The 14,741-nt window shown below is 63.9% G+C and carries 14 protein-coding genes; 6 read left to right on the top strand and 8 right to left on the bottom strand.

Going from position 1 to position 14,741, the window contains the following annotated elements; translation table 11 throughout:
* Nucleotides 1-8 precede the first annotated feature (8 nt).
* Entirely contained in the window at nucleotides 9-719 is a 711-nt protein-coding gene (locus tag LOY26_RS06025) for a DUF3108 domain-containing protein (protein WP_186654554.1), read from the top strand.
* 173 nt (nucleotides 720-892) lie between these two features.
* A complete protein-coding gene (locus tag LOY26_RS06020) occupies nucleotides 893-1,075 on the top strand; it encodes a hypothetical protein (protein ID WP_033700816.1) in 183 nt (60 codons plus the stop codon).
* Nucleotides 1,076-1,120: 45 nt separating this feature from the next.
* Here LOY26_RS06020 and LOY26_RS06015 read toward each other — a convergent pair whose 3' ends face one another.
* The 7 genes from LOY26_RS06015 to LOY26_RS05985 all read right to left on the bottom strand — a co-directional run bounded on the left by LOY26_RS06015 (nucleotide 1,121) and on the right by LOY26_RS05985 (nucleotide 9,376).
* On the bottom strand, nucleotides 1,121-1,660 hold the full coding sequence (locus LOY26_RS06015; protein ID WP_033700817.1) for a DUF2058 domain-containing protein: 540 nt from the start codon (nucleotides 1,658-1,660) through the stop codon (nucleotides 1,121-1,123).
* A gap of 24 nt (nucleotides 1,661-1,684) precedes the next feature.
* Nucleotides 1,685-2,518 (bottom strand): nucleoside triphosphate pyrophosphohydrolase, encoded by an 834-nt coding sequence (gene mazG / locus LOY26_RS06010; RefSeq protein ID WP_095064094.1) that lies wholly within the window; start codon nucleotides 2,516-2,518, stop codon nucleotides 1,685-1,687.
* 57 nt (nucleotides 2,519-2,575) lie between these two features.
* Complete coding sequence (gene relA, locus LOY26_RS06005) at nucleotides 2,576-4,816, bottom strand: GTP diphosphokinase (RefSeq protein WP_033700819.1); 2,241 nt, start codon at nucleotides 4,814-4,816, stop codon at nucleotides 2,576-2,578.
* Nucleotides 4,817-4,912: 96 nt separating this feature from the next.
* Nucleotides 4,913-6,271 carry a 23S rRNA (uracil(1939)-C(5))-methyltransferase RlmD gene (gene rlmD / locus LOY26_RS06000; RefSeq protein ID WP_258714482.1) on the bottom strand — a complete coding sequence of 453 codons (1,359 nt, stop codon included), beginning with the start codon at nucleotides 6,269-6,271 and terminating at the stop codon, nucleotides 4,913-4,915.
* Complete coding sequence (gene cysM / locus LOY26_RS05995; RefSeq protein ID WP_186662987.1) at nucleotides 6,272-7,171, bottom strand: cysteine synthase CysM; 900 nt, start codon at nucleotides 7,169-7,171, stop codon at nucleotides 6,272-6,274.
* Nucleotides 7,172-7,258: 87 nt separating this feature from the next.
* A complete protein-coding gene (locus LOY26_RS05990) occupies nucleotides 7,259-8,656 on the bottom strand; it encodes a sensor histidine kinase (protein ID WP_186662986.1) in 1,398 nt (465 codons plus the stop codon).
* Nucleotides 8,657-8,659: 3 nt separating this feature from the next.
* Nucleotides 8,660-9,376, bottom strand: coding sequence for a response regulator transcription factor (locus LOY26_RS05985; protein WP_186662985.1), 717 nt, complete (start codon nucleotides 9,374-9,376; stop codon nucleotides 8,660-8,662).
* Nucleotides 9,377-9,571: 195 nt separating this feature from the next.
* Between LOY26_RS05985 and LOY26_RS05980 the strand changes: the two genes are divergently transcribed.
* From LOY26_RS05980 to LOY26_RS05965, 4 genes are read left to right on the top strand one after another with little or no spacing between them, the layout of a single operon-like run.
* On the top strand, nucleotides 9,572-12,328 hold the full coding sequence (locus tag LOY26_RS05980) for a response regulator (protein ID WP_033700825.1): 2,757 nt from the start codon (nucleotides 9,572-9,574) through the stop codon (nucleotides 12,326-12,328).
* 48 nt (nucleotides 12,329-12,376) lie between these two features.
* Entirely contained in the window at nucleotides 12,377-13,366 is a 990-nt protein-coding gene (locus tag LOY26_RS05975) for a 2-hydroxyacid dehydrogenase (protein WP_186654546.1), read from the top strand.
* Between the two features lie 31 nt (nucleotides 13,367-13,397).
* Nucleotides 13,398-13,835 carry a hypothetical protein gene (locus tag LOY26_RS05970; RefSeq protein WP_033700828.1) on the top strand — a complete coding sequence of 146 codons (438 nt, stop codon included), beginning with the start codon at nucleotides 13,398-13,400 and terminating at the stop codon, nucleotides 13,833-13,835.
* Entirely contained in the window at nucleotides 13,832-14,236 is a 405-nt protein-coding gene (locus LOY26_RS05965; protein WP_186654544.1) for an META domain-containing protein, read from the top strand. The genes LOY26_RS05970 and LOY26_RS05965 overlap by 4 nt, the downstream gene beginning before the upstream one ends.
* Before the next feature lie 33 nt (nucleotides 14,237-14,269).
* On the opposite strand, the gene LOY26_RS05960 is transcribed toward LOY26_RS05965, so the two are convergent.
* Entirely contained in the window at nucleotides 14,270-14,734 is a 465-nt protein-coding gene (locus LOY26_RS05960) for a TlpA disulfide reductase family protein (RefSeq protein WP_033700831.1), read from the bottom strand.
* Between the last annotated feature and the right edge of the window lie 7 nt (nucleotides 14,735-14,741).

The raw sequence follows: 14,741 nt of genomic DNA, 5'->3' as shown, positions 1-14,741 counted from the left end.
GAGAATTTATGCGTCGCGCCCTGCTTTTGGCTCTCGCCGTGCTCGCCCTGCCCCTCCAGGCAGCTGATCTGAAGCCTTTCTCGGCCAGTTACACCGCCGACTGGAAGCAGCTGCCCATGAGCGGCACCGCCGAACGCAGCCTGGTCAAGAATGCCAATGGTACCTGGGACCTCAATTTCCGGGCTTCCATGATGATCGCCAGCCTGACCGAGCAAAGCACCCTGCGCCTGGAAAACGACACCCTGCTGCCGCAGAAGTATCACTTCGAACGTGGCGGCCTGGGCAAGGCGAAGAAGGTCGACCTGAACTTCGACTGGAACAGCAAGAAAGTCACCGGTAGCGACCGTGGCGATGCCGTCAGCCTGCCGCTCAACCGCGGCGTGCTGGACAAGTCGTCCTACCAGTTGGCGCTGCAGCATGACGTGGCCGCCGGCAAGAAGAGCATGACCTACCAGGTGGTCGATGGTGACGAGATCGACACCTACGACTTCCGCGTACTGGGCACCGAGAAGGTCACCACCAAGACCGGCCAGGTCGATGCGGTCAAGGTCGAGCGCGTGCGCGACCCGAGCCAAAGCAAGCGCATCACCGAGCTGTGGTTCGCCAAGAACTGGGACTACCTGCTGGTGCAACTGCGCCAGGTCGAAACCGATGGCAAGGAGTATGTGATCGTGCTGCAGGATGGCACGGTCGATGGCAAGCCGGTGAAGGGTAACTGATCAACCGCAGCCTGAAGCACCTGCAGCCCCGCCTTGTGCGGGGCTTCTTTTTGCCTGGCCACCCTTACATGAAACTTGTTTCATGCCCGTTTTATTTACTTAGGCTGCTAACAAACTCTATAAAGAAGACCTGCGACACAGTGCCGCAGCCAACTGAAAAGTGGAGTTTACCGATGACAGTCCAAGTAACCGAACGCGACGAATCGAAAATGTCCCACGAAGGCCTGGCCGCTGGCGTGCGGATCTGGGATGTGCACCAGCAGGGCCAACTGGTCGGAATGTTCCACAACGAACATGAAGCCCACCAGTATCGGGTAGAGCTCGAAGACCTGGAAAACCTGCGCGCCACGCAATGACACCGCCTTCAAAAAAAAACCCCGCCTAGGCGGGGTTTTTCATGCTTACCACATCAGGTCGTCAGGGATCTTGTAAGCCGCATAAGGGTCATCCTCGTTGGCCTCTTCAACGTGGGTGTTGAGCAGCAGCACGCGATGCGGGTCGCGCTCCTGGATCTTCACCGCCGCCTCACGCGGAATCACCTCGTAGCCGCCAGCGAAGGAGACCACCGCCAGCGAGCCATTGCTCAGCTTGCTGCGCATCAGGGCATTGACAGCAATGCGCTTGACCTTTTTGTCGTCAACGAAGTTGTAGTAGTCCTCGCTGTTGAGCTTGGGCAGGCGAGTCGCTTCGATCAACTGCTTGACCTGCGCGGCGCGGGCCTTTTGCTCGGCCTTTTCCTGCTGCTGGCGGTTCAGCTCCTGGTCACGCTTGGCCTTGTCAGCCATGGCTTCCTTGGCGAGGCGCTGCTGGGTGTCATCCACCTCGACCTGGCCTTTGTGCTCCAGGCGCTTTTGTTTCTTTTCGGCTTTGTTGGTCTGCGAGACCTGTTTCTGGTTGACCAGACCGGCTTTGAGCAATTGGTCGCGAAGGGAAAGGCTCATGAATTCACTCACTTATGCAACAGCTCAGCCGCAGCTGGGCAGGTTCTTTTCCTGACGTTTGGCTTCACCCCAAAGGGCATCCAGCGCGTCAAGGCTACAATCTTCGATGGGCCGACCGCTGTCGCGCAATGCCTGTTCGATAAAGCGGAAACGTCGCTCGAACTTGCGGTTGGCGCGGCGCAGGGCATGCTCCGGGTCTTGCTTGAGGTGGCGGGCCAGGTTGACGGTGGCGAACAGCAGATCGCCGACCTCGTCTTGTAGCGCATCGGCATCACCGTCGGCCATGGCCTGCAGGACTTCATCCAGCTCCTCGCGGACCTTGTCCAGCACCGGCAATGCGTCAGGCCAGTCGAAACCGACCGTGGCCGCACGCTTCTGCAGTTTGGCTGCCCGCGACAGCGCCGGCAATGCCGCAGGCACATCATCGAGCAGCGACAGCTGTTCAGGCTCGCTCTTTTCGGCGCGCTCTTCGGCCTTGATCTGTTCCCAGCGCAACTTGACCTCGGCCTCGCTCAGGCTGGGCGTGCCCACCGGTGCGTACAGCTCGCCGGTGGGGAATACGTGCGGGTGGCGGCGGATCAGCTTGCGGGTGATGCTGTCGACCACCCCGTCAAAGGCGAAACGCCCCTCTTCCCGGGCCAGTTGGCTGTAGTAGACCACCTGGAACAACAGGTCGCCGAGCTCGCCCTGCAAGTGCTCGAAATCGCCGCGCTCGATGGTGTCGGCGACCTCGTAGGCTTCTTCGAGGGTGTGCGGGACGATGCTGGCGTAGTCCTGCTGCAAATCCCACGGGCAGCCATGTTGCGGGTCACGCAGGCGGGCCATGAGGTGCAGCAGGTCTTCGAGGGTGTAGGTCATTAAGGTCCTCCGGTGGTGGCTGCTCGCGGGTGAACCCGCGAAGCTGCCACCCCAGTCTCAAGGCGTACGATTACGCCGCGTCTCGATGATGTTCGGCAACTGCGAGATCCGCCCCAGCAAGCGCCCAAGCGCATCCAGGCCTGGAATCTCGATGGTCAGCGACATCAACGCCGTGTTGTCTTCCTTGTTCGAGCGGGTGTTGACCGCCAGCACGTTGATCTTCTCGTTGAGCAGTACCTGCGACACGTCACGCAGCAAGCCTGGGCGGTCGTAGGCACGGATGACGATGTCGACCGGGTAGGTCTGCACCGGGATCGGCCCCCAACTGACCTGGATCATCCGCTCTGGCTCCTTGCCTGCCAGTTGCAGCACCGAAGCGCAGTCCTGGCGGTGGATGCTCACACCCCGGCCCTGGGTGATATAGCCGACGATGGCATCGCCTGGCAGCGGCTGGCAGCAGCCGGCCATCTGCGTCAGCAGGTTGCCGACACCCTGGATCTGGATATCGCCGCGCTTGCCGGTACGCGGCCCGGTGGGCTTGCGTTGCACCAGCTCGATCTGCTCGATGCGCTCGGGCTCGAGCAATTGCTGGGCGGCGTTGACCAGGTGCGCCAGGCGCAGATCACCGGCACCCAGCGAGGCGAACATGTCTTCGGCGGTCTTGACGTTGGTCTTCTCGGCCAGGCGCTCGAAGTCCACCTGGGGCAGGCCCAGGCGGCTGAGTTCACGTTCGAGCAAGGTCTTGCCGGCCGCCACGTTCTGGTCGCGTGCCTGCAGTTTGAACCAATGGACAATCTTCGCCCGTGCCCGCGAGGTGGTGACGTAACCCAGGTTGGAGTTCAACCAGTCACGGCTGGGGTTGCCGTGTTTGCTGGTGATGATCTCGACCTGCTCGCCCGTCTGCAGGCTGTAGTTGAGCGGCACGATACGCCCGTTGATCTTGGCGCCGCGGCAGTTGTGACCGATTTCGGTGTGCACGCGGTAGGCGAAGTCCAGCGGTGTGGCGCCCTTGGGCAGGTCGATGGCATGGCCGTCGGGGGTGAACACATAGACCCGGTCAGGCTCGATGTCGACCCGCAGCTGTTCGGCCAGGCCGCCGATGTCACCCAGCTCTTCATGCCACTCGAGCACCTGGCGCAGCCAGGAAATCTTCTCTTCGTAGTGATTGGAGCTGGGCTTGACGTCGGTGCCCTTGTAGCGCCAGTGCGCGCACACGCCCAGTTCGGCTTCCTCGTGCATGCCATGGGTACGGATCTGCACCTCCAGCACCTTGCCCTCGGGGCCGATCACCGCCGTGTGCAACGAGCGGTAGCCGTTCTCCTTGGGGTTGGCGATGTAGTCGTCGAACTCCTTGGGGATGTGCCGCCACAGCGTATGAACGATGCCCAATGCGGTGTAGCAGTCGCGGATCTCCGGCACCAGCACGCGCACTGCGCGCACATCGTAGATCTGGCTGAATTCCAGGCCTTTGCGCTGCATCTTGCGCCAGATCGAATAGATGTGTTTTGCCCGGCCACTGATATCGGCATTCACGCCGGTGGCCAGCAGTTCGTTCTGCAACTGGTTCATCACGTCGCTGATGAAGCGCTCGCGGTCCAGCCGGCGCTCGTGCAGGAGCTTGGCGATCTGTTTGTACTGGTCGGGTTCGAGGTAACGGAAAGACAGGTCTTCCAGCTCCCACTTGATGTGACCGATACCCAGGCGGTGAGCCAGTGGTGCATAGATGTCGAACACTTCGCGCGCGACACGCAGGCGTTTATCGTCGTCGGCAGCCTTGACCGCGCGGATTGCACAGGTGCGCTCGGCCAGCTTGATCAGCGCCACGCGCACATCGTCGACCATGGCCACGAGCATCTTGCGCAGGTTCTCGACCTGCGCCTGGGAGCCCAGCACCAACGATTGGCGCGGGCTGAGACTGGCACTGATGGCCGCCATGCGCAGCACGCCGTCGATCAATTTGGACACCACCGGCCCAAAGCGCTGACTGACTTCGGCCAAGGTCACTTTGCCTTCGCGCACCGAGCGATAGATGACGGCCGCTACCAGCGAATCCTGGTCGAGCTTGAGGTCGGCGAGAATTTCGGCGATCTCCAGGCCCGCCTGGAAGCTGGACGTACCGTCGGCCCAGGAATGCTTGGCAGGGTTACCCTTTCTCTCGACTTCGTGAGCGAACTCGCAGGCTTCTTTGAGTTCCGCGCGATTCAGGGCCGAATCGACGCTTACCACATGATCCAGCCATGCTTCGAGATTGATACTGCCGTCGGTGTTGACCGGCTGGTGCACTCTCACCTGTACCATCTTTGTTTTACCTTTCCATACAGCGCACCACGCGGGTACGCAGGCTTCCACTGTGTGGCCGCCATTCCCTGGCAACCCCACCAACGGGCCAGTCTGCTAGCCCGCCTCGAATAACGCCATGGCCTCGACATGCGCCGTCTGAGGAAACATGTCGAGAATCCCGGCCCTTTTTAACCGGTACCCCTGACCGACCAGCACCTGGGCGTCTCGCGCCAGCGTGGCCGGGTTGCACGATACGTAGACCAGCCGCTTGGCCTTGAGGCGGGCGATATCTCGCACCACCTCGAAAGCACCGTCGCGCGGTGGATCCAAGAGTACCGCAGAAAAGCCTTCGGCGGCCCATTCGGCACCTGCCAAAGGCTGCGATAAATCGGCCTGAAAAAACCGTGCGTTATGCACATTGTTGTTTCGGGCATTGGCCGCAGCCCGATCGACCATGGCCTGTACACCTTCCACCGCCACCACTTCACGGGCCTGGCGGGCCAGCGGCAGGGCAAAGTTGCCCAGGCCGCAGAACAAGTCCAGCACACGCTCGTCGGCCGTGGGTGCGAGCCAGGCCAGGGCCTGCTCGATCATCGCCGTGTTGACCTGCGCGTTGACCTGCACGAAGTCGCCGGGGCGCCAGGCCAGTTCCAACTGCCAGGGCTCAAGGGCAAAGCCCAGTTTCGCGGCCGTATCCACGGGCGCCGGCTCACCTTCACCCTGCAGCCAGAGCTGCGCCCCGGCCTCCCTGCAAAATGCCTGCAGGCGTGCCAGGTCATCTTCCGCCAGCGGCGCGACATGGCGTACCAGCACGGCTTCGGCAGTGCCGCTGAACAGCTCGACATGGCCGATTACCTGCGGTTTGCTCAACGCACGCAAGGCGGTCGGCAAGTGACGCAGAATCGACTGCAAGGGCTGTACCAGCACCGCGCATTCGTCGATGGAAATGATCTCCTGACTGGCTTCGGCACGGAAGCCGACTTCCAGCTGACGCGCCTTGATGTCCCAGCGCACGGCTACCCGCGCCCGGCGCCGGTAGCCGAATTCCGGCCCGCTCAGCGGGGCGGCCCATGCGTCGGGTTGTAGGCCGGCAACCCGCTGCAGTTGCTCGGCCAGCGTGCGCTGCTTGAGCGCCAGTTGCCCTTCGTGGGGCAAATGCTGCAGGTTGCAGCCACCACAGCGGGCATAGTGCCGGCACGGCGCCTCGCGCCGTTCGGGGCTGGCCTGCAGCACGCGTTCCAGGCGCGCCTCCACCACCTTGCCGCGGGCATTGAGCACGCGGGCCTCGACGGCCTCACCGGCCAACGCGCCGCTGACGAACCAGGTACGCCCTTCATGGAATGCGATGCCACGGCCGTCACCGGCCAGGCGCTCGATATCCAGGCGCTGTTTCTTGCCCACGGGAACCTGAGGGCTACGGTTGCCACCGGCTGGCTGGAAGCGCAGGCCGCTGTTGCTTTTCTTCTTGGACATTTAGCTCGGGTCAAACAGGCCAGTGGACAGGTATCGGTCACCACGGTCGCAGATGATTGCGACCATTACCGCGTTTTCCACCTCGCGAGACAGGCGCAGCATCGCCGCGACCGCACCGCCGGAAGACACGCCGCAGAAAATGCCCTCTTCACGGGCAAGGCGGCGGGTGATGTCTTCGGCTTCCTGCTGCGACATGTCAACCACGCGGTCCACGCGGCTGGCGTCGAAGATTTTCGGCAGGTATTGCTCCGGCCACCGACGGATGCCCGGGATAGCCGAGCCTTCCATCGGCTGCAGGCCGATGATCTGCACCGCCGGGTTCTGCTCCTTGAGGTACTGCGAGCAGCCCATGATGGTGCCGGTGGTACCCATGGAACTGACGAAATGGGTGATGTTGCCCTGGGTCTGCTGCCAGATCTCCGGGCCGGTGCTGTTGTAGTGGGCGATCGGGTTGTCGCCATTGGCGAACTGGTCGAGCACCAGGCCGCGGCCTTCGGCCTGCAGCTTCTCGGCGAGGTCACGGGCACCTTCCATGCCCTCCTCCTTGGTCACCAGGATCAACTCGGCGCCGTAGGCCGTCATGGCGGCCTTGCGTTCGGCGGTGGAGTTGTCCGGCATGATCAGGATCATCTTGTAACCCTTGATCGCTGCCGCCATCGCCAGGGCGATGCCGGTGTTGCCCGAGGTGGCCTCGATCAGCGTGTCGCCAGGTTTGATCTGGCCGCGCAGTTCGGCGCGGGAGATCATCGACAGCGCCGGGCGGTCCTTGACCGAGCCGGCGGGATTGTTGCCTTCGAGCTTGAGCAGAAGCGTGTTGCTGGTCTCTCCGGCAATGCGCTGCAGGCGAACCAGGGGCGTATTGCCGACGCAATCGGCGATGGTTGGGTACTGCAAGGTCATGGCGTATTTCACAATCCGGACGGCAGGGGCGCCTATCATACCGGCAAACCTTTCCCGGCCATATCACGCAATCTGTGATGCATATAGCTACACGCTATAAGCGGTGCGCTGCGGCCGCTTGTCGTCCTGTTCGCGGCCAACGGGTTCATGCGCGGGCAGGCGCATCCACAAGCGCAGGCCCCGCTTGCCATTCTCCGCCCACAAGGTCCCGCCCTGGCGCTGGATGGCGCTGCGGGCAATGCTCAACCCCAAGCCGAACCCGCCGTCGCCGGGGCGCGAACCATCCAGCCGGGAAAACGGCGCGAAGATCCGTTCCAGGTCCTCCTCGGCCACGCCCCGGCCTTCATCCTCCAGCCACAGCCACCAGTGGTTGCCCTCGCGCTGCCCGCCGAGGCGCACCTGGCCGTCGGCCGGCGAGTGACGGATGGCATTGCGCAGCAGGTTTTCCAGCGCCTGGGCCAGGTAATTGAGGTTGCCTTGCACCCAGCAACTGGCGGGCAGTTCGCAGCGCAGCCGCGCGGGTGACCAGCCGCTTTCGTAACTGGCATCTTCGGCGAGCAGGTCCCACAGCGCCTGGACCTGGATCGGCTCCAGGTTCATCGGCGCGCGCTCGGCGTCTTGCCAGGCCAGCTGCAAGGTGCCCTCGACCAGTTGCTGCATGCAGTCCACCTCACGCGCCAGCCGCTCGCGCAGGCCCTGCAGGTCGGTTTCGCCGTCACAGGCCACACGCAGCCGGCTAAGCGGCGTGCGCATTTCGTGGGACAGGTCGCGCAACATCTGCTGCTGCAGGGCCACGGTGCCCTGTAGCCGGTCGGCCATCTGGTCGAACGCCCGGGCCAGCTCGCCAAGCTCGTCATGCCGGGCGATGGTGCGCGGGTCGAGGCGCGCCGACAGTTGGTCGGCGCGCCAGGCATTGGCCTGCTCACGCAACTGGTTGAGCGGCACGATCAGCATGCGGTACAGGCCCACGCACAGCAGCAGGGTGAACAGGCCAGGGATGATGCCGTTGGTCACCACCCGCCACAGTACGCGGTACTGGCCGGGGTTGAGGCGTTCGGGCAGCTCGATCACCAGCATGCCCTGCTCCGGCGCCCCCGGGAATGGAATGCGCAGCCAAGGTTGGTCGACACTGCGCCGGCTCATGGGCCAGTCGACGCTGCGCAGGCGCGTCAGCCTTTGCATGATATCGGGGCGCAGGGTGGCGCTGTCGAGCGGCCGCAGGTTGCTGTCGAGCACGCCGACCCAGCCGCGCTCGCGCTGGTGCATCTCGCCCACCCACTGGTCCAGCCCTGCTCGCCCGCCGCTACGCCAGGCCCGTTCGGCCTCGGCCGCGTAGCCGCGCAGCAACTGCCGCGCCGGCTCGGAAAGGAAGGCGTTCTGGGTTTCCATGTGCCGGCCCCAGGTGTAGCTCAGGCCGATCATCAGCAGGCAGAAGCCCACCAACAGAATGGCCAGCTTCCAGAACAGTGAATGGCGGTCGAGCATGGCCTACTCCATTTCGCTGGCGCTGAGCACGTAGCCCTTGCCCCAGACGGTGCGGATCTGCCGCTCCTGGTAGCCGATGCCCTTGAGCTTGCGGCGAATCTGGCTGACGTGCATGTCCAGGCTGCGATCATGCCGCGAGTAACCCCGCTGCAGAACCTGCTGATAAAGGAAGGGTTTGCTCAGCACCTCATCCAGGTTGCGGTTGAGGATCTCGAGCAGCCGGTATTCGCTCGGGGTGAGGCCGGCCAGGCGCCCTTCGAGCCGTACATCGCTGAGCGCTTCGTCAAACTGCAAACCGCCTGAAACGGCTTCCTGCTGCGGCTGATGACGCCGCTCCAGGGCCACACGCCGCAGGATCGCCTCGATGCGCACCTGCAGTTCGGCCATGCTGAAGGGCTTGGGCAGGTAGTCGTCGGCGCCCCGCTGAAAACCGCTGATACGATCGGCCTCGGCGCCCAGCGCCGACATCAGAATTACCGGCGTGGCGCTGCGCAGGCGCAACTGGGCCAGTGCATCCAGGCCGTTGAGCCCAGGCAGCAGGATGTCCATGAGCACCACATCGAAGGCCTGACGGCCTGCCGTTTCAAGGCCTTCGAGGCCATTGCGGCACCAGGTCACCTGGAAACCACCCCGCTGCAGCTCTTCGTGCAGATAGGCGCCCAGCACCGGGTCATCCTCGATCGCGAGGATGTTGGAGGTGTGAATAGCTACGGGATTCATTAGCAACTGCCATGCATTCTCAATTGCGCAATTATTGAGCATCCGCTCGGCTGTAAGCAACCGCCCTGCGACCAATGCCTTGCCAAGGCCACGAAAAGACAGACAAATGAGTGCAATACCGGAACAGGCGGAGTAACTTCCCGGCTTGGTCCGTCACGCGGTTGACGGCGTCCAGGCACATGACAGGAGGCAAGTGTGCTCGATCGTTTGGGAATCAGAAGCCGGGTCCTGTTGTTGGCCCTGCTGCCTGCCGGCCTGATGGCGCTGGTACTGGGCAGTTATTTCACCTGGTTGCAGCAAAGCGATTTGCGCACCCAGCTGCTGCAACGCGGCAAGATGATCGCCGAGCAACTGGCGCCACTGGCTGCGCCCGCCATGGCCCGCCTGGCGCCCGCGCAACTGGAGCGGATTGCCGCACAGACCCTGGAGCAAGCCGATGTGCGCGCCGTTGCCTTCCTTGCCCCGGACCGCACGCGCCTGGCCCATGCCGGCCCGAGCATGCTCAACCAGCCGCCAAGCGGCGGCACCGGCACCCAGTTGCTGCAACGCACCGGCAATGATGCCACCCGCTACCTGATGCCGGTCTTCGGCCACCACCGCGACCTGGCCACCGATGCGGTGCCAGCCGAGGCCGAACGCCTGCTGGGCTGGGTCGAAATCGAACTGTCGCATGACGGCACCCTGCTGCGGGGCTACCGCAACCTGTTCACCAGCCTGTTGCTGATCCTCGCCTGCCTGGCCCTCAGCGGCCTGCTGGCCCTGCGCATGAGCCGCACCATCAACGACCCGATCAAACGCATCAAGCACACGGTCAATCAGCTCAAGGACGGCCACCTCGACGAACGCCTGCCGGCCATGGGCAGCCATGAGCTGGACGAGCTGGCCCGCGGCATCAACCGCATGGCCGAGACCCTGCACAGCGCCCATGAAGAGTTGCAGCACAGCATCGACCAGGCCACCGAGGACGTGCGCCAGAACCTGGAAACCATCGAGATCCAGAACATCGAGCTGGACATGGCCCGCAAGGAAGCCCTGGAGGCCAGCCGGATCAAGTCGGAGTTCCTGGCCAACATGAGCCACGAGATCCGCACCCCGCTCAACGGCATCCTCGGTTTCACCCACCTGCTGCAGAAAAGCGAACTGACGCCGCGCCAGCTGGATTACCTGAGCACCATCGAGAAGTCCGCCGACAACCTACTGGGGATCATCAACGAGATCCTCGACTTCTCCAAGATCGAGGCCGGCAAGCTGGTGCTCGACAGCATTCCGTTCAACCTGCGCGACCTGGTCCAGGACACCCTCACCATCCTCGCCCCTGCCGCCCACGCCAAGCAGCTCGAACTGCTCAGCCTGATCTACCGTGACACCCCGTCTTCACTGGTCGGCGACCCACTGCGCCTCAAGCAGATCCTCACCAACCTGGTGAGCAACGCCATCAAGTTCACCCGCGAAGGCACGATCGTCGTGCGCGCCATGCTCGAGGACGAACGCGAAGACAGCGCACAGCTTCGCATCAGCGTGCAGGACACCGGTATCGGCTTGTCTCCGCAGGATGTGCGCACCCTGTTCCAGGCCTTCAGCCAGGCCGACAACTCGCTGGCTCGCCAGCCCGGTGGCACCGGCCTGGGCCTGGTGATTTCCAAGCGCCTGATCGAGCAGATGGGCGGCGAGATCGGCGTCGACAGCACGCCGGGTGAAGGCTCGCAGTTCTGGATCAGCCTCAACCTGCCCAAGGCCCACGACGATGCCGAAGACCTGCCGCTGCAACCGCTGCTGGGGCGGCGCGCGGCCATCGTCGACAGCCATGAGCTGGCGCGCCAGGCACTGGAGCATCAGCTTGAGGACTGCGGCCTGAGCGTGAGCCTGTTCGCTTCTTTCGATCAGTTGCTGCATGCCGTGCAGGCCGCCCACCAGGCTGGCCACCCCTTCGACTTCGCGGTGCTCGGCGCCAACCTGGGCAACCTCACACCCGAGCAGCTCGGGGAATATCACCTGCACCTTGAGCGCTACCAATGCCAATGCGTGGTGTTGTGCCCGACCACCGAGCAGGCGCTGTATCACCCCTACCTGCCCAATGGGCACGGCCAGTTGCTGTCCAAACCGACCTGTACGCGCAAGCTGCGTCGGCTGTTGCTGGAGCTGGTGCAGCCACGTCGCCCGCTCGGCGAGCCAAACGTCCACAGCGGCCAGCGCCAGCCGAAGATCCTCTGCGTTGATGACAATGCGGCCAACTTGCTGCTGGTGCAGACCCTGCTCGAAGACCTCGGTGCCGAGGTACTGGCGGTGGACAATGGCTACGCGGCGGTGCAGGCAGTACAGGACGAGCCGTTCGACCTGGTGCTGATGGACGTGCAGATGCCCGGCATGGATGGCCGCGCCTGTACCGAGCAGATCCGCCTGTGGGAAAACGCCCAGAACGGCAGCCCGCTGCCGATCGTCGCCCTCACCGCGCATGCCATGGCCAACGAGAAACGCGCCCTGCTGCATGCCGGCATGGATGACTACCTGACCAAGCCGATCAGCGAGCGGCAGTTGGCCCAGGTGGTGATGAAGTGGACCGGCCTGAGCCTTGGCATGCCACAGCAGGAACGCCTGGCAGAACAACTGGCCAACAGTGACGAACTGAAGGTGCTGGACCCCGAGGAGGGCTTGCGCCTGGCAGCCGGCAAGCCCGACCTGGCGGCCGACATGCTGGCCATGCTGCTGGCGTCGCTGGAATCCGATCGCGAGGCGATACGCGCTGCGCGTGAAGCGCACGATCACACCACGCTGATCGAGCAGGTACACCGCCTCAACGGCGCTTCGCGTTATTGCGGCGTGCCGCAACTACGGGCGGCATGCCAGCGCAGCGAGACCTTGCTCAAACAGGAGCATCCGCTTGCACAGCAGGCACTGGATGAGCTGGACAGCGCGATCAACCGGCTGGCCTGTCAGGCTCACCTGAATGCCTGACAGGCCAGGCGGCTACAATACCCAGCCCCTCGCAAAGGAAGCCCGACCATGCGCGCCCTGTTGTTCAGCAGCCAGCACTACGACCAGGAGAGTTTTACCCAGGCCGCCGCCGGCACTTTATTGGACCTGCACTTCCAGCCTGCCCGCCTGACCCTGGACACCGCGCCCCTCGCCGATGGCTACGAGGTGGTCTGCGCCTTCATCAACGATGAACTCGACGCCCAGGTGCTGGCGCGCCTGGCTGCGGGCGGCACGCGCCTGATCGCCCTGCGCTCGGCGGGCTACAACCATGTCGACCTGAACGCCGCCCAACGCCTGGGTCTGGCCGTGGTACGGGTACCGGCCTACTCGCCACACGCCGTGGCCGAGCACGCCGTGGCCCTGATCCTCGCCCTCAACCGGCGGCTGCACCGGGCCTACAACCGCACCCGCGAAGGCGACTTCACTTTGCACGGCCTGACCGGCTTCGACCTGCACGGCAAGACCGTCGGGGTGGTCGGCACCGGCCAGATCGGCGTTGCCTTCGCCCGCATCATGGCCGGCTTCGGCTGCCAGTTGCTGGCCTACGACCCCTACCCCAACCCGGAGCTGCTGGCCCTCGGCGCCCGCTACCTGGCACTGCCCGAGTTGCTGCGCGAAGCGCGCATCATCAGCCTGCATTGCCCGCTGACCGAGCACACCCGGCACCTGATCAACGCGCAGAGCCTCGCGCAGTTGCAACCCGGGGCGATGCTGATCAACACCGGCCGAGGAGCCCTGGTCGACACCCCGGCCCTGATCGACGCGCTCAAGCGCGGCCAGCTCGGCTACCTTGGCCTGGATGTGTACGAGGAAGAGGCCCAGCTGTTTTTCGAAGACCGCTCCGACCTGCCACTGCAAGACGACGTGCTGGCCCGGCTGCTGACCTTCCCCAACGTGATCGTCACCGCCCACCAGGCCTTCCTGACCCGCGAAGCCCTGGACGCCATCGCCACCACCACGCTGGACAACATCAACTGCTGGATGGCAGGCAATCCACAGAATCTGGTATTGGGTTAATGCTAGGATACGCGGCATTTCTGGAGGACCCATGGTCGAGCACGATTTCCGCTACACCCTATTCAACCCGCAACACACCCTGATCGAGTGCCGCGCCCTGGTACCCGGCCGCTATCAGGTGACCGGCAACGGCGGTTCGATGCACAAGGGCGACACTTTGCTGGTCACCCTCAAGGGCAGCAAGGACTTGTCCATGCGCCTGTCCGTGGAAAGCGTGCGACACCTGATCAACCCGCGCGGCCAGTGGGTCGCCGTGGCCAGCGGCCCGGTGTTCAACGAACTGGAAATCCTCAACTGGCAGGTCGCGTGCGACCAGTGCGACGCACTGCTGGATTTCGAGTTCGCGGTGGACGCCAAGCTGGGCAAGAAAGCCCGCCAACCGGCTGCCAGCGCACGTATCGCTGAGCTGGGCTGGGCCAGCCGTGGCGAAAAGCACCTGTGCCCGCGTTGCCAGGAGAGCGCTGCGTGAAAAATCTGCTGACCGGCGTGCTGATTGCCACCAGCCTGCTCGGCTGCGCCGCGCAACCGTCGAAGCTGCAGCAGGAGCGCAGCTATGTGCTGGAGTGGATCGGCGAGCGCCCGCTGATTGACTACAGCCACCTCACCCTGACCCTGGCCAGTGATGGTCGCGCGTATGGCAATGGTGGCTGCAACCACTGGTTTGCACCTTATACGCTGGACGGCGAGCAGCTGAGCTTCGGCAAGGTCGGCAAAACCCGCAAACTGTGCGCACCGGCGCTGATGGAGCAGGAAAAACGCTTCTTGCAGGCGCTAGAGACCGTACAGCGCTGGGATGTGTCGCCGGTGGAGCAGTTGCGCTTCTGGCCGGCCGAGGGCAAGCCATTGCGGTTCTGGCCTGAGGAAGGCTGAAGGTAATGGGGCTGCTGTGCAGCCCCATTTACATCAAGCGCCCTTCAGCGCCTTGATCTTGGCCTGCAGCCCTTCCAGGGTCTGCTCACCCATCAGTTGCTCACGCACCTTGCCCTTGTCATCGATGATGTAGGTCACCGGCAGCGCCTCGCTGCGTGGCAGCTCATAACGCTCGGCCGGGTCCTGCGCCAGCACGGTAAAGCCGATGCCCAAGGTGTCGGCAGCCTGCTTCAGGTCCTGGCCCTGCAAGCCATCGAAGTTCACCCCAACCACCTTGATACCGTCCGCTGCCCATTGCTTGGCCGCCGCGTTCAGTTCAGGGATTTCGGTACGGCACGGGCCGCACCATTCGGCCCAGTAGTTGAGCACCAGCCAGTGCCCCTCGATCTGCTCGGCCTTTACCGTGTTGCCGTGTTGGTCCACGCCGTAGTCGGCACCGCAACCACCGAGCAAAAGGCTCGCGGTGATGGCCAGTACTGCTGCCAAACGCCTTGCCATGGGTCAA

The sequence above is a fragment of the Pseudomonas sp. B21-047 genome, assembly GCF_024748775.1.
GTDB classification, from domain to species: Bacteria; Pseudomonadota; Gammaproteobacteria; order Pseudomonadales; family Pseudomonadaceae; genus Aquipseudomonas; species Aquipseudomonas capeferrum.
Note: the sequence above shows the minus strand (reverse complement) of the source record. Positions and strands in the feature narration are given on the sequence as shown.